The organism is Pseudomonas sp. NC02 (genome assembly GCF_002874965.1).
GTDB lineage: Bacteria > Pseudomonadota > Gammaproteobacteria > Pseudomonadales > Pseudomonadaceae > Aquipseudomonas.
Genome location: NZ_CP025624.1, coordinates 6,673,510 through 6,693,133 on the forward strand (window position 1 = coordinate 6,673,510; position 19,624 = coordinate 6,693,133).

The following is a 19,624-nucleotide window of genomic DNA, read 5'->3' on the forward strand; positions in this document are numbered from 1 at the left end:
ATACGCCTACATGCCTGTAAGACATTCGCACACTGAAAAGTGCAGTGCGGATCCCATCACAAAGTCGCAAAAAAACCCATACACCTTTAGCCACAGACAAACCCAAGGCAAAAAAATGCCCGGCAAGCCGGGCATCTTTTTTTCGCGTACTTACAAGTTGTAGCCGCGCTCGTTGTGTTGCGCCAGATCGAGGCCAACCGCCTCTTCTTCTTCGGTCACCCGCAGGCCCATCACCACGTCCAGCACCTTGAGGATGATGTACGTCACGATAGCGGTGTAGATGACGGTGAAGCCGACGCCTTTGGCCTGAACCCAGACCTGTGCGGCAATGTCGGTAGTAGCGGCGTTGAAGCCACCCATCGACGGTGCAGCGAACACGCCGGTCAGGATCGCGCCGAGGATACCGCCGATACCGTGCACGCCGAAGGCGTCCAGGGAGTCGTCGTAGCCCAGTTTGCGTTTCAGGGTAGTGGCGCAGAAGAAGCACACCACACCGGCAGCCAGGCCGATCACCAGGGCGCCCATCGGGCCCACGGTGCCAGCGGCTGGGGTGATTGCCACCAGGCCCGCAACCACACCCGAGGCGATGCCCAGTGCGCTTGGCTTACCGTGGGTGACCCACTCGGCGAACATCCAGCCCAGGGCCGCAGCAGCGGTAGCGATCTGGGTCACCAGCATCGCCATGCCGGCAGTGCCGTTGGCGGCAGCAGCGGAGCCGGCGTTGAAGCCGAACCAGCCGACCCACAGCATGGCCGCGCCCACCAGGGTGTAACCGAGGTTGTGCGGCGCCATTGGGGTGGTTGGGAAGCCTTTACGCTTGCCGAGTACCAGGCACGCTACCAGGCCGGCCACACCGGCGTTGATGTGCACCACGGTGCCGCCTGCGAAGTCCAGCACGCCCCAGTCGCCCAGCAACGAACCCGGACCGCCCCATACCATGTGGGCGATCGGTGCGTAGACCAGGGTGAACCAGACGCCCATGAAGATCAGCATCGCGGAGAACTTCATCCGCTCGGCGAATGCACCGACGATCAGCGCCGGGGTGATGATCGCGAAGGTCATCTGGAAGGTCACGAACACGGCCTCAGGGAACAACGCCGCCGGGCCGGTGATGCTGGCCGGGGTCACACCCGAGAGGAACAGTTTGGACAAGCCACCCACAAACGAGTTGAGGTTGACGACGCCTGCTTCCATACCGGTGGTGTCGAACGCCATGCTGTAGCCGTACACGAACCACAGGATGGTGATCAGGCCGGTGATGGCAAAGCACTGCATCATCACGGAAAGAATGTTTTTGGAGCGAACCATGCCGCCGTAGAACAGCGCGAGGCCTGGAATGGTCATGAACAGCACCAGCGCGGTGGACGTGAGCATCCACGCGGTGTCGCCGGAATTGAGGACTGGAGCAGGTACTGGGTCCGCCGCCATGGCCAGGGCCGGCATTACGAGGGACAACAGGGCTCCTAGCCCTGCGAATTTACGCAGAGTCATATTGTTTTCTCCTGGGGCGTTGGGGTTTGGCGGCTTAGATTGCGTCGGTATCGGTTTCGCCGGTACGGATGCGAATAGCCTGTTCCAGATTGACCACGAAGATCTTGCCGTCACCGATCTTGCCGGTGTTGGCGGCCTTGGTTATCGCCTCGATAACCCGGTCAAGATCCTTGTCGTCAATGGCGACATCAATCTTCACCTTTGGCAGGAAATCGACCACGTATTCCGCGCCGCGATACAGCTCGGTGTGACCCTTCTGCCGACCGAAGCCTTTGACCTCAGTAACGGTAATGCCCTGCACGCCGATCTCGGACAGTGACTCGCGTACATCGTCCAACTTGAACGGCTTGATGATGGCAGTGACTAGCTTCATGAAAACTCTCTCCCGAATTGGTGGACTTGCCCCAGGAAAACAAACCCGTCTCAAGTCTAAGCGCAGTGCCTGGCTTTGTAACGCTTCGTCGCCCTGGCATTTGCCATTGCGACGCTCGCTAACCACTGGTGACGAAACATGTACCGCTGGTCCGTCGGCGCACTGCATCGTCACAGCGACTGCATCAGTGCATGGGTCATGATCGTCTAAGCAGAAAGCTTGCCAGCTCCGTAAAAATCACTGAAATCAGTCCTTTGTTCGCCTGTGCCCACCTACCGGGCGCCACGACAGCGAAGATACGCACGAAAACGGTGCGCGACCGCCCGTCCTCATGCGCGAAAAGCGTGCGCCGCAGGGGCTGGAAAAGACTATAGACGCTGCGTGATACACTGCCGGCCAACAGATTTTCCGGACTATTTCCCATGCTCGCGCCCAAAGACCTCCTCGACGCCCTGAGCGGCCACGCCTCCCGCCTGTTCAGCAGCGACACGCCGCTGCCACGCAATGAAATTGAAAGCCAGTTCAAGGCGCTGCTGCAAAGCGGTTTCAGCAAGCTGGACCTGGTAAGCCGGGAAGAGTTTGATAGCCAGATGGTGGTGCTGGCGCGCACTCGGGCGCGACTGGAAAGCCTTGAGGCCAAGGTGGCGGAGCTGGAAGCGCGATTGGCGCCTGCCGCCGAATAAGCCGGCCCAACCGGGGCAGGTTTCGCCTGTCCCCGTTAAACCGTTGCAACCCTCAGCTCACCCGCTGATACCCGCCGACAACCCCCTTCTTCGACAATACCCACTGCCACAGCTGGATATCCCGCGCGCGAAACGCCCCTGCACACGACAGCAGGTAATAGCGCCACATCCGGTAGAAACGCTGGCCAAAGGTGTCTGCGAAATCCGGCCACGCCAGTTCGAAGTTTTCGCACCAGGCCATCAGCGTCTTGTCGTAGTCGGCGCCAAAGTTGTGCAAATCCTCGGCAACAAATAACCCGTCCATGGCGTCGCCGATCTGCCCGATCGAGGGCAAATCACCGTTGGGAAAGATGTATTTGTCGATCCACGGATCCGGCGTGCTGTTGCGTTGGTTCTTGCCGATAGTGTGTAGCAGGAACAACCCATCGTCTTTCAGGCAGCGGTTGGCGACCTCCATATACGCCCGATGGTTCTTGCGCCCCACATGCTCGAACATGCCGACACTGGCGATATGGTCGAACTGCTCGTCGATATCCCGATAGTCCTGCAGACGAAACTCGATCGGCAGATGTGAATACTTGGCCCGCCCCCACTCCGCCTGCTCCTTGGAGATGGTCACGCCGACACACTCGACCCCATAGTGCTCGGCCGCATGGCTCATGAAACTGCCCCAGCCACAGCCGATATCCAGCACGCGCATGCCCGGCTTGAGCCCCAGTTTTTTACAGATCAGGTCCAGCTTGGCGAACTGCGCCTGCTCCAGGGTGGTGGCATCTTTCCAGTAGCCACAGGTGTAGGTCATGCGCGAGTCGAGCATGCGTGCGTAGAAGTCATTGCCGAGGTCGTAATGTGCTTCGCCGACTTGCCAGGCGCGCTTCTTGTTTTGCAGGTTCAGCCAGCGGGAGCTGAACGCGTGAAACAACAAGGTGGCCGGGTTGGCCTGGTCGATCACGCCGGAGCGCATGAGGCGGAAAAAAAACTCATCCAGCGCCTCGGCGTCCCAGCCGCCATCCATGTAGTCTTCGCCAAGGCCAAGATTGCCCTTGGCCAGGGCGAGATCAAATGTGGCACTGTGGTGCAGTTGCATATCGGCAGCCGATGGCCCGTTGACCTCGATCTGCGCCTGCGCCAGCAACTCCTTAACGAAGCGCGCTCCCTGAGACATCTCATCAGAACCGGAAAAAGAATGACGCGTTTTGTTAAGCACAGTTGCTCTCCAGAAATAGCGTTGCCTTTGATTCATACACTGCGAGAAATCTGGCCATGGAAGCGTCTGGCAAGGCCCTTAAGGCGTCATGGAAGCGCTGGCTGGGAACAGATGTAACAAATCTTATCCAGCCATTTTTTAAAGATATAATGAATTAATATTATGAAAACCATGCAAAATTGGAATGCAAGATGGACATCCGGGCGCTCCGTTATTTCGTAGAAGTCGTCGACCAGCAGAGCTTTACCAAAGCCGCTGTGAAGCTGCACCTGACCCAGCCAACAGTCAGCAAGATGGTGCAGCAATTGGAGTCGAGCCTTGGCCTGAGGCTGCTCGACCGCATGGGAAAACGCTTCACCCTGACGGACGCCGGGGAAATTGTGCTCAAGCGCGCCAAGGAAATGATCGCGCTGCACGATGAAATGACGGTAGAGCTGCAAGACTTGCAGCATGTCGGGCGCGGCGCCCTGCGCATGGGGCTTTCGCCCTCTACCCACCTCGCACTGGCGCCGATTTTTGCGGAGTATCACGCCCGTTACCCGAAGATCGAACTGAAACTGTTCGAAAGCGGCGGCAATATCACCATCCAGGATCTGCGCCAGGGCACGCTGGAGTTCGGCACCATCCTGGACTCGCCGCGCGTGGCGGACATCTGGTCCGAATTCGAATCCATGCCCCTGTTCGAATCGCCACTGTGCCTGCTCGCGCCCCATGACTCGCCCTGGCAAGGCCGCAGCTCGGTGGAGTTGAGCGAACTGCAAGCCTGCGAATTCATCTTTTACGATGACACCTTCACCCTGAACCAATTCGTACTTGATGCCTGTGCGCAAGCCGGTTTTGAGCCGCGGATCAGTGGCCGCAGCAGCCAATGGGACTTTATCGCCTCCCTGGTACGACTGGGCGTGGGCATCACCCTGCTACCCCGGGCATTCTGCGAAACCCTTGATGCGAGCCAGTTCAGCATCGCGGAAATACAGTCGCCGGCGCTGAACTGGCGACTGATGCTGGCGTGGCGGCGCCAGTGCAAATTGTCGTTTGCGGCGCAGGCGTGGTTGACGTTGGCGAAGGAGTTTCTATGTGTGCCGCCGTCGGACCGTTAGCGCGATACGTTCTGTAAAACCTCGCCGCCGCGCGCCGCCATCACTCGACTACCCTTGAAAAACCGCAGGAAGCGGCCACTCATTTCAAGGAACCAGCATGTCCCTCGCCATCGTCCACAGCCGCGCCCAGATAGGCGTCGAAGCGCCCGCCGTCACTGTCGAGGTGCACATGGCCAACGGCTTGCCGTCGCTGACGCTGGTGGGCCTGCCGGAAACCGCCGTCAAGGAAAGCAAAGACCGCGTGCGCAGTGCGATCCTCAACTCTGCGCTGCAATACCCGTCCCGTCGCATCACCCTCAACCTCGCGCCCGCCGACCTCCCCAAGGACGGCGGGCGCTTTGATTTGGCGATTGCCCTGGGGATTCTCGCCGCCAGCGTGCAGGTACCGGCGCTGACCCTCGATAACGTGGAATGCCTGGGCGAGCTGGCGCTGTCCGGCGAGGTGCGGCCGGTGAAAGGTGTGTTGCCGGCAGCCCTGGCGGCGCGCAAGGTCGGGCGCACCTTGATCGTGCCACGGGCCAATGCCGAGGAAGCCTGCCTGGCTTCGGGGTTGAAGGTGATTGCCGTGGATCACCTGCTGCAAGTGGTGGCGCACCTGAACGGTCACGTGCCGATCGAGCCCTTCGTTTCCAGTGGCCTGATGTACTTGAACAAACCCTACCCCGACCTGAGTGAAGTGCAGGGCCAACTGGCGGCCAAGCGTGCGCTGTTGATCGCTGCGGCGGGCGCCCACAACCTGTTGCTCAGCGGGCCACCGGGCACCGGCAAGACCTTGCTCGCCAGCCGTCTGCCGGGGTTGTTGCCGCCCTTGAGTGAACAGGAAGCACTGGAGGTGGCGGCGATTCAATCGGTGGTCAGCCTGGCGCCGCTGAGCCATTGGCCACACCGGCCATTTCGCCAGCCGCATCATTCGGCATCCGGCCCGGCGCTGGTGGGCGGCGGCTCGAAACCGCAGCCGGGGGAAATAACCCTGGCCCATCACGGTGTGTTGTTTCTCGACGAGTTGCCGGAGTTTGATCGCAAGGTCCTGGAGGTGCTGCGTGAGCCGCTGGAGTCCGGGCATATCGTGATTTCCCGCGCTCGCGACCGGGTGCGTTTCCCGGCGCGCTTTCAGTTGGTGGCGGCAATGAACCCCTGCCCTTGCAGCTATGTGGGCGAGCCCAGTGGGCGCTGTCGCTGCACGCCGGAGCAGATTCAGCGCTATCGCAACAAACTCTCGGGGCCGCTGCTGGACCGGATTGACCTGCACGTGACCGTCGCCCGGGAAAGCACCGCGCTGAACCCGGGCATACAGTCCGGTGATGACACCGCCAGCGCCTCCGTCCTCGTCGCCGATGCCCGGGACCGCCAACAACGGCGCCAGGGCTGCGCCAATGCGTTTCTCGACCTGCCGGGGCTACGCCAGCACTGCAAACTGAAAAAGGCTGATGAAGGCTGGCTGGAAAGCGCCTGCGAACGGCTGACGCTGTCGTTGCGGGCAGCCCATCGCCTGCTCAAGGTCGCCCGCACCCTGGCCGACCTGGAACAAGTGGAAGCCATCGCCCGCCATCATCTGGCGGAGGCCTTGCAGTACCGCCCTGCTAGCGCGTCCTAGGCAACGCCAGGAGCAGCCCCGCCACTTCCATCACCTCATCCATCACCGCTTCAGCTGACTTAACGGAGGGTTTGAGCAACAAGTCATCGGCATAGCCCATCGCTACGGCAAAGAGTTGTCGCGCAGCGCGCTTGGGCGACTCACAGCGAAACACCTTGGATGCCACACCGTGCTCGATGATCTCGGTGAGCATGGCTTGCCATTGGGCGTTGATCACCAGGTAGGCCTGGGCCAATGGCTCGTCATGCATGGCTTCGTCCCAGGCATCCAGCCACAGCGCCCAACCGGCGTCTGCCGTGGAGGGCAGGCAGTCACGCAGGAAACCTTCGAGGGCTTCCAATGGTGGCAGATCCACCAGCGGCGCCCTCACCTCGTCCAGCTGCTCGTTGGCGAACCGCACGAACGCTTCGCGGCGCAGTTCTTTCCAGTCGCTGAAGTAGTGATAGACGTGGCTGCGGGACAGCCCGGCATGCTCCGCCAGGTCGCGGGTGGAAACATCGGCAAACCCTTTGCTGCGAAACAGCTCCAGGGCGGCGGCGATGATCTGGTCTTTACGGTCGATACGCGACATGAGGCTTTTCCTTCAGGCACCGGCAGATCGACGGCGCTTGCTTTTTGAGCGGTCGCTCAATGATACTTGAGCAGTCGCTCAATAATAGCGTTTATCTCACTCTCGGTGCACCCCCATGTCATCCGTAACACCCCAGATCCTGATCGAAGAAAGCAAAAAGATCGGGCAACAATCCGCCAGCCAAACCCTCAAGGCGATCGCCAAGGCCTATCCCGGCAAGTTGTTCTGCACCTTGTCGCTGGTGGCCCTGGAGAACGCATTGCTGCTGGCCTACCCACTGTTTGCGGGGTTCGCGGTGGACTCGATCATCCGCGACGATGCCGGCAGCGCGCTGTTCTACGCCGCCGTGGTGCTGGCGTTCTGGGTGGTCGGGGCGGCGCGACGGGCGCTGGATACGCGCACCTTCACCCGTATCTACGCGGACCTGGCGGTGCCGGTGATTCTCAACCAGCGCCTGCAAAACCACAGCACCTCACGGGCGGCTGCGCGGGTGGTGTTGGCGCGGGACTTTGTGGATTTCTTCGAAAAACACGTGCCGATCATCGCGACGGCGCTGGTTTCCATCGTCGGTGCGGCAGTGATGCTGTTGGTGATCGAGCCGTGGATCGGCCTGGCGTGCCTGACCGCGCTGGTGCTGTGCACAACCTTGTTGCCACGTTTCGCCCGGCGCAATCAGGAACTGCATGAGCGCTTGAATGACCGCCTGGAAAAGGAAATCGGCCTGGTGGAAAAGGTCGGCGCACAGACCTTGCAGCGCCACTACCAGGTGCTGTCACGCCTGCGCATCTGGCTGTCGGACCGCGAGGCCGCAGCGTTCCTGTTTATCGGTACGCTGGCGGCACTGCTGTTTGTGGTTGCCATCAGCCAGCTGGCGCTGTCGCCGGCGGTCAAGGCCGGCCACGTGTATGCGGTGATGACTTACCTGTGGACCTTTGTCAGCAGCCTGGATGAAGCGCCAGGGATGGTTGATCAACTGGCGCGACTCAAGGACATTGGCAAGCGTGTGGACCCGGGGCTGGGCGACCGATCCGACGTTTGACGCGTCGGGTAGGCCGTCATCGCGGGCAAGCCCGGCTCCCACAGTGGACCGCGTACTCCAGAACAACACGGTCAACTGTGGGAGCGGGCTTGCCCGCGATGAGGCCCGAACAGTCAATCAACGAAACCGGTCAACCTCATGCCGCAAGCCCGCCGCCAGGGTCTCCAGTTCCTTGGCGGTGATCGCAAGGTTGGACACCACTTCACGCTGCTCGCTGTTGGCCAGGGCGATGCTCTGCAAGTTGCTGCTCAGCAGGGTCGCCGTGCTGCTCTGCTCCTGGGTCGCCGTGGTAATGGCCGCAAACTGCTGGCCCGCCGAGCGGCTTTGCTCGTCGATCCGCGCCAGCGCAGAGGCGACGTCAGCGTTGCGAGCCAGGCCTTCCTGCATCAGCACGTTGCCTTGTTCCATGGTGCTGATGGCGTTGCCGGTTTCCTGCTGGATACTCTGGATCATCCCGGAAATCTCATCCGTGGCCTGACGAGTGCGCGATGCGAGGTTGCGCACTTCATCGGCCACCACCGCAAACCCGCGCCCCTGCTCACCGGCCCGCGCCGCTTCGATGGCTGCGTTGAGCGCCAGCAGGTTGGTCTGTTCGGCAATCGCGGTGATTACGCCAACAATCCCGCCGATCTCCTGGGAGCGCTGGCCCAGGGTGTTGATCACCGTGGCGGTGCTGTTCAGCGCGGTGGCGATGTGTTCCAGGGACGACGACGCTTCCTGCATCGAGGTGCGGCCGATCCTGGTTTGCTGGGCATTGTCCTGGGCCAGGCGTTCGGTGTTGCCCATGTTGTCGGCGATGTTCAGCGAGGTGGCGCTGAACTCCTCCACCGCGCCGGCCATGCTGGTGATTTCGCCGGACTGTTGCTCCATGCCTTCATACGCACCGCCGGACAACCCCGACAGTGCCTGGGCGCGGCTGTTCACGTCTTCAGCCGCCTTGCGGATATGCGACACCATGGTCGACAGCGCTTCGCCCATCTGGTTGAAACTGCGGGCTAGTTGGCCGATTTCGTCATGGCTGGAAACGTTCAGCCGTGCGCTCAAATCACCGGCGCCCAGGGCTTCGGCCTGACGCACCAGGTCGCCCAATGGCTGCAACTTGCTGCGCAGCAACCAGACCGCCGCGCCCACCGCCAGCAGCATCGCGAGCAAGCTGCCGATCGCCAGGCGAATCCCCACCGACCAGGTCACCGCGCGAATTTCGGCTTTCGGCATGCTCGCCACCACCGACCACGGGCCGCCTTCAAACGGCACGGCAACGCTGTAGAAGTCTTCGTTTTTGTCGCTCCAGAAACGGCCTTTTCCAGGTTTGGCGGCCAGGTCGAGCATCACCGGAATCGACTGATCCAGCGCCTGCACGCCAGCGGGCGGTACCAGCCAGTGCTTCTGCTCGTCCAGCAGCGCCAGGGAACCGGTCTGGCCGATGCGGAAGCGCTTGAGGTTGTCGAACTGGGCGTTCTGCGCATCGGTGTAGTCGAAGCCGACAAACAGCACCGCAATCACTTTGCCGCTGGCGTCCCGCACCGGGCTGTACTGGGTCATGTAGGAGCGATCGAACAACACCGCACGGCCAACGTAGCCCTGCCCGCCCAGCAAACGTTGATAGGCCGGATGCTGGTGATCCAGCGCCGTACCGATGGCGCGGCTGCCATCCTGCTTGGTCAGGGAGGTGCTGACGCGGATAAAGTCCTCGCCGCTGCGTACGAACAAGGTCGCCACGCCGCCGGACATCTGCTTGAACTCATCGACTTCAGCGAAGTTGTTGTTGAGCACTTCCTCGCCCAGGTACAGGCCCGGCGTCTGCACGCCCGCCACCGTCACCGGTTGCTCAGGGCGCGTACTCAAGCCGGCGCTGAAGCGCTTTTCAAACAGCCCGCTCAAACGCTGGGTACTTTCGCGCAAGGTGCTGTGGAAGGTATTGAGCTGGTCGGCCAGCAAGCGGGCCTCGCTGGCCAGGTGCTCCTCGCGGGTGTCGAGGTTGGCGGAGTCCAGCGAACGCAACGCGAATACCGTGCTGCCGCTGATGACGACAGCCAGTATCACGGCGAGGGCAAGCCCCAGTTGAGAGGCAATCCGGGCGCGAGGTTGAGACATGAAGGCTCCTGGCCGAGGCCAGGATCATCCTGATCTCATAGCGCTGCTCGGCAAAATTCTAATAGGGGAAACGTTGCAGAACGGTAGTTCCAACAACCCTACTTCGGCGGGTAGGCTCAATACTTGAGCGAATCACAGGGGTATCGCGCAAACGATTGCTGGCCGGTGCGCAATCCACTCAGTCGAGGCGCTCGACCTGGGGCAATTCCATGGCCTGCACTTCGCCCTGGAGAAAGTCACCCAGCCGTCGCAAACGCTCGCCACCCGGCCGGGTCTTCGGCCACACCAGATAGTAATTTTCCCCACTGGCCACAGCGGTGGGCCATGGCAGACTCAGGCGGCCCTGGGCCACGTCTTCGGCCACCATCAGCAAGTCGCCCATGGACACGCCGTACCCTCGGGCGGCGGCGATCATGCCCAACTCCAAGGTGTCGAACACCTGCCCGCCCTTGAGCGAAACCTGGGATGACAGCCCCATGCGCTCCAGCCAGTTGCGCCAGTCACGACGGTCCGGCGTCGGGTGCAGCAGTTCGGCAGAGGCCAGGCGCGCAACGTCCCAGGGTCCGTCGCTCAACAGGTTCGGCGCGCCCACCGGAATCAGCAACTCCGGAAACAGGTAGCTGGCTTCCCAGTCCGGCGGGAAATGCCCGTTGCTCAGCAACACCGCGCAATCGAATGGTTCCTGGTTGAAATCCACCTCATCGACGCTCATCCAGGCGCTGGTCAGTTGCACTTCATTGCCCGGCTGCAGGTGCCGGAAGCGACTGAGGCGCGCCAGCAGCCAGCGCATGGTCAGGGTGGACGGCGCCTTCATGCGCAAGATGTCGTCCTCGGCATTCAAGGTATGGCAGGCGCGCTCCAGGGCCGCAAAGCCTTCACGCACGCCCGGCAGCAACAGGCGCGCTGCCTCGGTGAGTTGCAAGGTGCGGCCGCTGCGCTGGAACAGGCGGCAGGCGAAATGCTCTTCCAGGGTACGAATGTGCCGGCTCACCGCACTTTGGGTAATCGACAACTCTTCCGCCGCCCGGGTGAACGAGTTGTAGCGGGACGCAGCTTCAAACGCGCGCAAGGCGTAAAGAGGAGGAAGACGACGAGACATGGCGAAAACTCCGACGGCGCAAGATCGAAACCCTACCAGAATCATTCAGGCATGAGTTTTAATCATGCGAATCATCGGATTTATCCCTTTGTGCAATGCGCTGTGGGCGCCGAGAATCAACCCTTCCACCCTTCCCTGACTTTTTGAGCGTGATGATCATGCAGCATCCTGCACGTACCGAACTCTGGGCCATTCTGCGGCTGTCAGGGCCGCTGATTGCCTCACAGTTGGCCCACATGCTGATGGTGCTGACCGACACCCTGATGATGGCCCGCCTGAGCCCCGAGGCCCTGGCCGGCGGAGGCCTGGGTGCGGCGAGCTATTCGTTCGTGTCGATTTTCTGCATCGGCGTGATCGCTGCCGTGGGCACGCTGGTCGCGATCCGCCAGGGCGCCGGCGACATCGAGGGCGCCACCCGCCTGACCCAGGCCGGGCTGTGGCTGGCCTGGTTGATGGCGCTGGTGGCTGGTTTGCTGCTGTGGAACCTCAAGCCAGTGCTGCTGATGTTCGGCCAGACCGAAACCAACGTCGCGTCCGCCGGCCAGTTCCTGACCATCCTGCCGTTCGCCCTGCCCGGCTACCTGACGTTCATGGCCTTGCGCGGCTTCACCAGCGCTATCGGCAAGGCCACGCCGGTGATGGTGATCAGCCTGGGCGGCACGGTGATCAACTACCTGCTCAACCACGCGTTGATCGAAGGCATGTTCGGCCTGCCGAAACTCGGGCTGGTGGGCATTGGCCTGGTCACCGCCATCGTTGCCAACTGCATGGCCCTGGCGCTGATCTGGTACATCAAATACAACCGTGCCTACGACGCGTATCCGCTGCGCAAGGGTCTGCTGCGGCCCAACCTGCATTACCTGCGGGAACTGTGGCGCCTGGGCCTGCCGATTGGTGGCACCTATGCGGTGGAAGTCGGGCTGTTTGCGTTCGCCGCGCTGTGCATGGGCACCATGGGCAGCACGCAGCTGGCTGCGCACCAGATCGCCCTGCAGATCGTGTCGGTGGCGTTCATGGTGCCGGCGGGCATGTCGTACGCGATCACCATGCGTATCGGCCAGCATTACGGTGCCGGGCAGTTGCTGGAAGCGCGGCTGGCCGGGCGAGTTGGCATAGGCTTTGGCGCAGTGGTGATGCTGGGCTTTGCAGCGGTGCTGTGGTTGTTCTCGCACCCACTGATCAGCCTGTTCCTCGACCAGCATGACCCAGCGTTTCGCGACGTGATCAACCTCGCCGTCAGCCTGCTGGCGGTGGCCGCATGGTTTGAGCTGTTCGACGGCGTGCAGACCATCGCCATGGGCTGCATTCGCGGGCTCAAGGATGCCAAGACCACCTTCCTGGTCGGGCTGGGCTGCTACTGGCTGATCGGCGCACCGGCCGCATGGTTGATGGCGTTCAATCTCGGCTGGGGGCCGACGGGCGTTTGGTGGGGCCTGGCCCTGGGCCTGGCGTGCGCGGCAGTCAGCCTGACCTGGGCGTTTGAACGGAAGATGAAGCGGATGATTCGCCAGGAGCCTGAAACCCACCAAGGATTTCAAGCCGCGCAGCCGGAGTAACGGCTGTACTCGGTCAAATGTGGGAGCGGGCTTGCTCGCGAATGCGGTGGGTCAGCCATGCATTGGTTGGCTGAAATACCGCATTCGCGAGCAAGCCCGCTCCCACATTTTTGATCGGGTTCACAACATCAGATCACGCCGCCCACCAGTTCCTGGCTGTCACCAAACGTCAGGTAGTCCACCAGTTCCGCCAACGGCAACGGCTTGCTGATCAGGTAACCCTGGGCCTGATCGCAGCCGAACAACCGCAGCAACGCCAGTTGCTCGGCGGTTTCCACGCCCTCGGCGACCACTTCCAGGTTCAGGTTATGAGCCAGGTTGATCATGGCGTGCACCAGCTTGCGATTCTCTTCGCGCTCTTCCATGCCGCCGACAAAGCTCTTGTCGATCTTCAGCAAGGCAATCGGCAGGCTGTTGAGGTGCACGAACGACGAAAAGCCGGTGCCAAAGTCATCCAGGGAAAAGCGCACACCCAGGCGGCCCAGCGCATCCATGGTCTGCTTGACCAGGTCGCTGCGGCGCATCACGGCGGTTTCCGTCAGCTCAAATTCCAGCCACTGGGCTTCCACGCCGCGCTCGGCAATCAGCCGGCTGAGGGTGCTGAGCAGTTGGCTGTCCTGAAACTGGCGGAACGACAGGTTGACCGCCATGTGCAACGGCGCAATCCCGCGTTCGCGCAGGTCCTGCATGTCGCGCAGGGCCCGGGAAATCACCCAGTAGCCCAGCGGCACGATCAAGCCGCTCTGCTCGGCCAGCGGCACGAACTCGCTCGGCGGCAACAGGCCGCGCTCACCGTGGCGCCAGCGCACCAGTGCTTCCAGGCCGACGATATGCCCATCGTCGAGGTCCAGGCGGGGCTGGTAATGCAGCTCCAGTTCGTCACGACGCAACGCCCGGCGCAGCTCGCTTTCAAGGTCGGCGAGGCTGCGGGCATTGCGGTTGATGCGTTCGTTGAAGATATGAAAGGTGCAGCCCTGGGTGCTTTTGGCTTGCTGCATGGCGATGTGGGCGTGCCACATCAACGGGTCGGCGCCGGCCTTGGCGCGGGCATGGGCCACGCCGAGGCTACAACCGATCAGCAGGCTTTCGCCATCGACCCAATAGGGTTCGGCCATGGCTTCGACGATGCGCTCGGCCATCCATTCGGCGCGCTGGGGCGCACGGCGGGTATCGATCAGCAGGGCAAATTCGTCGCTGCCCAGGCGCGCCAGTTGATCGCCGGCCTCCAGCTGGCTCTTGAGCCGCGAGACCACTTGCAGGATCAGCCGGTCGCCGGCCTGGTGGCCGAGGGCGTCGTTGGCGTGACGGAAGTTGTCCAGGTCGAGGTGGCCGAGGGCAACGCCACGGCCTTCGTTTTCCGCCAGGCGGGCGGTCAGCAGGGTCTGGAAGCCCTGGCGGTTGGCGATACCGGTCAGCGGGTCCTGTTCGGCCAGGCGTTGCAGGGTGTTTTCCAGTACACCGCGCTCGCGCACATGCCGCAGGCAACGGCGCAATGTATCGACATCCAATGCATTCAGGATCAGCCAGTCGCTGACGCCGAGGGGTGAAACCAGGGGTTCCTCTTCCAACAGCAATACCGTTGGCAAGCTGCAGCGACCGGGGCCGGGCTGAAGGTTGGCCGTGGTCAACAGCACCGCGCTGTGATCGTCGTCGAACAGGTTGCTCACAGACTCCCAGTTTGGCGCGCTGATCAGCACAGCTCCGTCGCCCATCGGCGCCAGGCACTCGCGCAATAACGCTGCCCACGCTGGCTCATCGGCCAGTAGCAGCAAACGCAAGGGTTCGACAGGCGTAGACAAGCTAGCTCCCTAGACTCTGCAAAATTTCGTTGGCGGCGGGCATTATGACGTGCGCCCCGATAATGACCAATGATATGGGTTATCAAATGCGCACTGTGCAGCTCTAGACCGAACAATAGTCCTAAATACCCTGCACATCCTGCGGCAAAGTAACAAAACCGGCAAATTTAGATCGAGTGGTACGTCACACTGTCGTTCAGAGGCAGCAGAATCTTGCCAGCCTGTTAAAATGCCCGCCCTTTTGATCAATGACCTCCTGAATTTCGTATGTCCCGACTCAATCCCCGGCAGCAAGAAGCCGTGAACTACGTCGGCGGCCCTCTATTGGTGCTCGCCGGTGCCGGTTCCGGCAAGACCAGCGTGATCACCCGCAAGATCGCGCACCTGATCCAGAGCTGTGGCATCCGTGCCCAGTACATCGTCGCCATGACCTTTACCAACAAGGCGGCGCGGGAAATGAAAGAGCGCGTCGGCACCCTGCTCAAGGGTGGCGAAGGCCGTGGCCTCACCGTGTGTACCTTCCACAACCTGGGGCTGAACATCATCCGCAAGGAGCACGTGCGGTTGGGCTACAAGCCGGGCTTCTCGATCTTTGACGAGACAGACGTCAAGGCGCTGATGACCGACATCATGCAGAAGGAATACGCGGGCGACGACGGCGTCGACGAGATCAAGAACATGATCGGCTCGTGGAAAAACGACCTGATCCTGCCCGCCGAAGCCCTGGAAGCTGCGCGCAACCCCAAGGAGCAGACTGCCGCCATTGTCTACACCCACTACCAGCGCACGCTGAAGGCGTTCAACGCGGTGGACTTCGACGACCTGATCCTGCTGCCGGTGAAGCTGTTCCAGGAACACGCCGACATCCTCGAAAAGTGGCAGAACAAAGTCCGCTACCTGCTGGTGGACGAATACCAGGACACCAACGCCAGCCAATACCTGCTGGTGAAGCTGCTGATCGGCAAGCGCAACCAGTTCACCGTGGTGGGCGATGACGACCAGTCGATCTACGCCTGGCGCGGCGCCCGCCCGGAAAACCTGATGCTGCTCAAGGACGACTACCCGTCCCTGAAAGTGGTGATGCTGGAGCAGAACTACCGCTCCACCAGCCGCATCCTGCGTTGCGCCAACGTGCTGATCTCCAACAACCCCCACGAGTTTGAAAAACAACTGTGGAGCGAGATGGGCCACGGGGACGAGATCCGCGTGATCCGCTGCCGCAACGAAGACGCCGAAGCCGAGCGCGTGGCCGTCGAACTGCTCACCCTGCACCTGCGTACCGACCGGCCCTACAGCGATTTCGCGATCCTGTACCGCGGCAACTACCAGGCCAAGCTGATCGAGCTGAAGCTGCAGCACCACCAGATTCCGTATCGCCTGTCGGGCGGCAACAGCTTTTTCGGACGCCAGGAAGTGAAAGACCTGATGGCCTACTTCCGGCTGATCGTGAACCCGGACGACGACAACGCCTTCCTGCGGGTGATCAACGTCCCACGCCGGGAAATCGGTTCGACTACCCTGGAAAAGCTCGGCAACTACGCCACCGAACGCAAGATCTCGATGTACGCCGCCACCGACGAAATCGGCCTGGGCGAGCACCTCGACACTCGTTTCACCGACCGCCTGGCGCGCTTCAAGCGCTTCATGGACAAGGTGCGCGAGCAGTGCGCCGGCGAAGACCCGATCAGCGCCCTGCGCAGCATGGTCATGGACATCGACTACGAGAACTGGCTGCGCACCAACAGCTCCAGCGACAAGGCTGCCGATTACCGCATGGGCAACGTGTGGTTCCTGATCGAGGCGTTGAAAAATACCCTGGAGAAGGACGAAGAAGGCGAGATGACCGTCGAGGACGCCATCGGCAAGCTGGTGCTGCGGGACATGCTTGAACGCCAGCAGGAAGAGGAAGACGGCGCCGAAGGCGTGCAGATGATGACCTTGCATGCGTCCAAGGGCCTTGAATTCCCTTACGTGTTCATCATGGGCATGGAAGAGGAAATCCTCCCGCACCGCTCCAGCATCGAAGCCGACACCATCGAGGAAGAACGGCGCCTGGCCTACGTGGGCATTACCCGCGCGCGTCAGACATTGGCCTTCACCTTTGCCGCCAAGCGCAAGCAGTACGGCGAGATCATCGATTGTGCCCCGAGCCGGTTCCTCGACGAACTGCCGCCGGACGACCTGGCCTGGGAAGGCAACGACGACACACCGACCGAAGTCAAAGCCGTTCGCGGCAACACCGCCCTGGCGGATATACGCGCGATGTTAAAGCGCTAGAATCGACTACTTTTTAATCTACTTTCGGCGCGTGTTGCGCCAACAGAGGAAGCTTTCGTGGAAGCACTGCACAAGAAAATTCGCGAAGAAGGCATCGTGCTTTCCGATCAGGTACTCAAGGTCGACGCCTTTCTGAACCACCAGATCGACCCGGCGCTGATGAAACTGATCGGTGACGAGTTTGCTGCGTTGTTCAAGGATTCGGGCATTACCAAGATCGTCACCATCGAAGCCTCGGGCATTGCACCGGCGATCATGACCGGCCTGAACCTCGGCGTGCCGGTGATTTTCGCCCGCAAGCAACAGTCCCTGACCCTGACCGAAAACCTGCTGTCGGCGACGGTGTATTCCTTCACCAAGAAAACCGAAAGCACCGTGGCGATTTCCCCGCGCCACCTGACCAGCAGCGACCGCGTGCTGATCATCGATGACTTCCTGGCCAACGGTAAGGCGTCCCAGGCGCTGATCTCGATCATCAAACAGGCCGGCGCGACCGTTGCAGGTTTGGGGATCGTGATCGAGAAGTCGTTCCAGGGTGGCCGTGCGGAGCTGGATGCCCAGGGTTACCGGGTTGAGTCGCTGGCGCGGGTGCAGTCGTTGGCGGGTGGGGTTGTGACCTTTATCGAGTAATCGGTGCGGGCACGGTTAAACATGTGGGAGCGGGCTTGCTCGCGAAAGCGGTGTGTCAGTCACCGGATAGGTCGACTGATCCACCGCTTTCGCGAGCAAGCCCGCTCCCACATTTGATCTCCTGTGTTTGTTAGTGCGCGGTAGCTTGTAGGCCCGCTAGCAACAGGCGCTGATACAAGTCCTCCTTCAACCCCTCCGGCTTATCCAGTCGCATCCGTACCAAATGCTCGGGAAACGCTTCCGGCTCCGGTGCATCCAGCGCCGCCTTGCCCAGCTCCAGAATCTCCGTCAGCTTGAATTTGCTCTTGAGCCAGTTCAACGCCCGCAACAAATCCCGCTCTTCATCCGTGAAGTCACTGCCCAGCGGATACTCCGGGAACAGCCGTGGATGCCGCGCCTGAATCCCCTGCAAACGCTCCGGCGTGTTGTCGGCAAACCGCGGATCCAGCTGGAAATCCTTCGGCAACTTCCCGGCCTTCTGCGCCTGTTCGATCAAATCTTCCTGGAACCGTGAGTCGGTGATATTCAGCAGCGCCTCGATCACCCTGGCATCAGTCTGCCCGCGTAAATCCGCGATGCCGTATTCGGTGATGACGATGTCTCGCAGGTGCCGGGGAATCGTGCAGTGCCCGTATTCCCAGACGATATTGGAACTGACCTCGCCGCCCGATTCGCGCCAGCTGCGCAGGATCAGGATCGAGCGCGCGCCTTCCAGCGCATGGCCCTGGGCGACAAAGTTGTATTGCCCGCCAACACCGCTGAGCACGCGGCCGTCTTCCAACTGGTCGGCCACGCCCGCGCCCAACAGGGTCACGGTAAACGCGCTGTTGATGAAGCGCGCATCCAGGCGCTGCAAACGCTTGAGTTCTTCCTGGCCGTACAGCTCGTTGATGTAGCTGATGCGGGTCATGTTGAATTCCAGGCGCTTGCTCTGCGGCAAGTCCCGCAAACGCTCGTAAAAGCTACGAGGCCCGAGGAAGAAGCCGCCATGCACCGAGATACCGTCGGTCTGTGCCGCTTCGTCCAGGGTGCCGGCGTTGGCCCGCTCCTGGGTCGCGACGTCCGGGTATACCTTGCGCCGCACAATCCCGGCATCGGCCAGCACCAGCAGGCCGTTGACGAACATTTCGCTGCAACCGTACAGCCCACGGGCAAACGGTGCGACGCCGCCTTCGTGGCTGATCAGCGGTGCCCATTGGTACACATCCAGGTCGGTAAGCAACAGGCGATACGCCTCGTTATCGGCCTGGCGCGCCAGCAAGGCCGCAGTCAGTGCATCGCCCATGGAGCCGATGCCGATCTGCAAGGTGCCGCCGTCGCGCACCAGGGTGCTGGCGTGCAAACCGATAAAGTGATCCTGGAAACCCACCGGCATGTTCGGGGTGGAGAACAGCGTGGTGCTGTCCTTCTCGTCGATCAGGAAGTCGAACTCATCCATGCCCAGCTCGGCGTCACCGGGCATGTAGGGCAAATCACTGTGAACCTGGCCCACCACCAGGATGGTTTCACCGGCCTCGCGGCGCTTGGCGATCATCGGCAACAGGTCGAGGGTGATGTCGGGGTTGCAGCTCAGGCTCAGGCGATCCGGATGTTCGGCGCTGCTGGCCACCAGTTGCGCGACGAGGTTCAGGCCGGCGGCATTGATATCACGGGCGGCGTGGCTGTAGTTGCTGCTGACGTAATCCTGCTGCGCCGAAAGGCTGTGGAGCAAACTGCCGGGCTGCATGAAGAACTGCTGCACGTGAATGTTCGACGGCAGGCTGTCCTTGCGCAGTGCGGCGAGGAAGTCCAGCTCGGGATAGTCACCGAAGACCCGTTCGATAAAGGGCTCGAGAAAGCGCTTCTGCAAACCATCGCCCAAGGTAGGGCGACCCAGGGCCAGGGCGGTGTAGATGGTCAGCGCCCGGTCCGGCAACTTGGCGATACGCCGGTACAGCGCGTTGACGAACAGGTTGGGTTTGCCCAGGCCCAGGGGCATGCCCATGTGAATATGCGCCGGCAGCCGTGCCAGTACGTCGTCGACTGCTTGCTCGATTGAACACAACTGCACCATCCGACTTCTCCCGAACATTCCATGAATTGGGGTTGGACCGAGCTTGCCGGGTCTTTGC

Annotated in this window: 15 protein-coding genes; 7 read left to right on the forward strand and 8 right to left on the reverse strand. The window is 61.6% G+C overall.

Annotation, left to right across the window (positions count from 1 at the left end; all coding sequences use genetic code 11):
• Positions 1-150 precede the first annotated feature (150 nt).
• Positions 151-1,491 (reverse strand): ammonium transporter, encoded by a 1,341-nt coding sequence (locus C0058_RS31535; protein WP_008439352.1) that lies wholly within the window; start codon positions 1,489-1,491, stop codon positions 151-153.
• 34 nt (positions 1,492-1,525) lie between these two features.
• Complete coding sequence (glnK, locus tag C0058_RS31540; RefSeq protein ID WP_002555808.1) at positions 1,526-1,864, reverse strand: P-II family nitrogen regulator; 339 nt, start codon at positions 1,862-1,864, stop codon at positions 1,526-1,528.
• A gap of 473 nt (positions 1,865-2,337) precedes the next feature.
• Here glnK and C0058_RS31545 point away from each other — a divergent pair, with 473 nt between their 5' ends.
• Positions 2,338-2,547: an accessory factor UbiK family protein gene (locus C0058_RS31545; protein WP_371857034.1), complete on the forward strand. Its 210-nt coding sequence runs from the start codon at positions 2,338-2,340 to the stop codon at positions 2,545-2,547.
• A gap of 52 nt (positions 2,548-2,599) precedes the next feature.
• Here C0058_RS31545 and cfa read toward each other — a convergent pair whose 3' ends face one another.
• Entirely contained in the window at positions 2,600-3,682 is a 1,083-nt protein-coding gene (gene cfa, locus C0058_RS31550; RefSeq protein WP_003208781.1) for a cyclopropane fatty acyl phospholipid synthase, read from the reverse strand.
• A 263-nt stretch (positions 3,683-3,945) separates the two neighbouring features.
• Between cfa and C0058_RS31555 the strand changes: the two genes are divergently transcribed.
• Positions 3,946-4,854: a LysR family transcriptional regulator gene (locus tag C0058_RS31555; protein WP_102370152.1), complete on the forward strand. Its 909-nt coding sequence runs from the start codon at positions 3,946-3,948 to the stop codon at positions 4,852-4,854.
• Positions 4,855-4,951: 97 nt separating this feature from the next.
• The gene (locus C0058_RS31560; protein ID WP_102370153.1) at positions 4,952-6,448 is read left to right on the forward strand and encodes a YifB family Mg chelatase-like AAA ATPase; all 1,497 of its coding nucleotides are present in this window, start codon (positions 4,952-4,954) and stop codon (positions 6,446-6,448) included.
• On the opposite strand, the gene C0058_RS31565 is transcribed toward C0058_RS31560, so the two are convergent.
• Complete coding sequence (locus C0058_RS31565; RefSeq protein ID WP_102370154.1) at positions 6,435-7,019, reverse strand: TetR/AcrR family transcriptional regulator; 585 nt, start codon at positions 7,017-7,019, stop codon at positions 6,435-6,437. The genes C0058_RS31560 and C0058_RS31565 overlap by 14 nt on opposite strands.
• Before the next feature lie 115 nt (positions 7,020-7,134).
• On the opposite strand from C0058_RS31565, the gene C0058_RS31570 reads away from it, so the two are divergent.
• Positions 7,135-8,058, forward strand: coding sequence for an ABC transporter six-transmembrane domain-containing protein (locus C0058_RS31570; protein WP_102370155.1), 924 nt, complete (start codon positions 7,135-7,137; stop codon positions 8,056-8,058).
• Between the two features lie 117 nt (positions 8,059-8,175).
• On the opposite strand, the gene C0058_RS31575 is transcribed toward C0058_RS31570, so the two are convergent.
• Positions 8,176-10,152 (reverse strand): methyl-accepting chemotaxis protein, encoded by a 1,977-nt coding sequence (locus C0058_RS31575; RefSeq protein WP_008439409.1) that lies wholly within the window; start codon positions 10,150-10,152, stop codon positions 8,176-8,178.
• Positions 10,153-10,330: 178 nt separating this feature from the next.
• Positions 10,331-11,251 (reverse strand): LysR substrate-binding domain-containing protein, encoded by a 921-nt coding sequence (locus tag C0058_RS31580; RefSeq protein ID WP_003208769.1) that lies wholly within the window; start codon positions 11,249-11,251, stop codon positions 10,331-10,333.
• A 152-nt stretch (positions 11,252-11,403) separates the two neighbouring features.
• On the opposite strand from C0058_RS31580, the gene C0058_RS31585 reads away from it, so the two are divergent.
• Positions 11,404-12,807, forward strand: coding sequence for a NorM family multidrug efflux MATE transporter (locus C0058_RS31585; RefSeq protein ID WP_102370156.1), 1,404 nt, complete (start codon positions 11,404-11,406; stop codon positions 12,805-12,807).
• 128 nt (positions 12,808-12,935) lie between these two features.
• Here the strand turns inward: C0058_RS31585 and C0058_RS31590 are convergent, their stop codons facing one another.
• Complete coding sequence (locus tag C0058_RS31590; protein WP_008439412.1) at positions 12,936-14,606, reverse strand: bifunctional diguanylate cyclase/phosphodiesterase; 1,671 nt, start codon at positions 14,604-14,606, stop codon at positions 12,936-12,938.
• A gap of 267 nt (positions 14,607-14,873) precedes the next feature.
• On the opposite strand from C0058_RS31590, the gene rep reads away from it, so the two are divergent.
• Both rep and C0058_RS31600 read left to right on the forward strand, forming a co-directional pair.
• Positions 14,874-16,883: a DNA helicase Rep gene (gene rep, locus C0058_RS31595; RefSeq protein WP_008439414.1), complete on the forward strand. Its 2,010-nt coding sequence runs from the start codon at positions 14,874-14,876 to the stop codon at positions 16,881-16,883.
• A 57-nt stretch (positions 16,884-16,940) separates the two neighbouring features.
• Positions 16,941-17,513: a xanthine phosphoribosyltransferase gene (locus C0058_RS31600; RefSeq protein ID WP_008439415.1), complete on the forward strand. Its 573-nt coding sequence runs from the start codon at positions 16,941-16,943 to the stop codon at positions 17,511-17,513.
• 130 nt (positions 17,514-17,643) lie between these two features.
• Here the strand turns inward: C0058_RS31600 and C0058_RS31605 are convergent, their stop codons facing one another.
• Positions 17,644-19,566, reverse strand: a complete 1,923-nt coding sequence (locus tag C0058_RS31605) for an acetyl-CoA hydrolase/transferase C-terminal domain-containing protein (RefSeq protein WP_003208758.1) — start codon at positions 19,564-19,566, stop codon at positions 17,644-17,646.
• Positions 19,567-19,624: the final 58 nt, after the last annotated feature.

What these genes read in the sequence shown, in the direction of transcription:
- C0058_RS31560 (WP_102370153.1), top strand. Translation starts at nt 4,952, where the DNA reads ATGTCCCTCGCCATCGTCCACAGCCGCGCCCAGATAGGCGTCGAAGCG.
- C0058_RS31570 (WP_102370155.1), top strand. Translation starts at nt 7,135, where the DNA reads ATGTCATCCGTAACACCCCAGATCCTGATCGAAGAAAGCAAAAAGATC.
- glnK (WP_002555808.1), bottom strand. Translation starts at nt 1,864, where the DNA reads ATGAAGCTAGTCACTGCCATCATCAAGCCGTTCAAGTTGGACGATGTA.
- C0058_RS31585 (WP_102370156.1), top strand. Translation starts at nt 11,404, where the DNA reads ATGATCATGCAGCATCCTGCACGTACCGAACTCTGGGCCATTCTGCGG.
- rep (WP_008439414.1), top strand. Translation starts at nt 14,874, where the DNA reads ATGTCCCGACTCAATCCCCGGCAGCAAGAAGCCGTGAACTACGTCGGC.
- C0058_RS31535 (WP_008439352.1), bottom strand. Translation starts at nt 1,491, where the DNA reads ATGACTCTGCGTAAATTCGCAGGGCTAGGAGCCCTGTTGTCCCTCGTA.
- C0058_RS31580 (WP_003208769.1), bottom strand. Translation starts at nt 11,251, where the DNA reads ATGTCTCGTCGTCTTCCTCCTCTTTACGCCTTGCGCGCGTTTGAAGCT.
- C0058_RS31565 (WP_102370154.1), bottom strand. Translation starts at nt 7,019, where the DNA reads ATGTCGCGTATCGACCGTAAAGACCAGATCATCGCCGCCGCCCTGGAG.
- C0058_RS31575 (WP_008439409.1), bottom strand. Translation starts at nt 10,152, where the DNA reads ATGTCTCAACCTCGCGCCCGGATTGCCTCTCAACTGGGGCTTGCCCTC.
- C0058_RS31605 (WP_003208758.1), bottom strand. Translation starts at nt 19,566, where the DNA reads ATGGTGCAGTTGTGTTCAATCGAGCAAGCAGTCGACGACGTACTGGCA.
- C0058_RS31555 (WP_102370152.1), top strand. Translation starts at nt 3,946, where the DNA reads ATGGACATCCGGGCGCTCCGTTATTTCGTAGAAGTCGTCGACCAGCAG.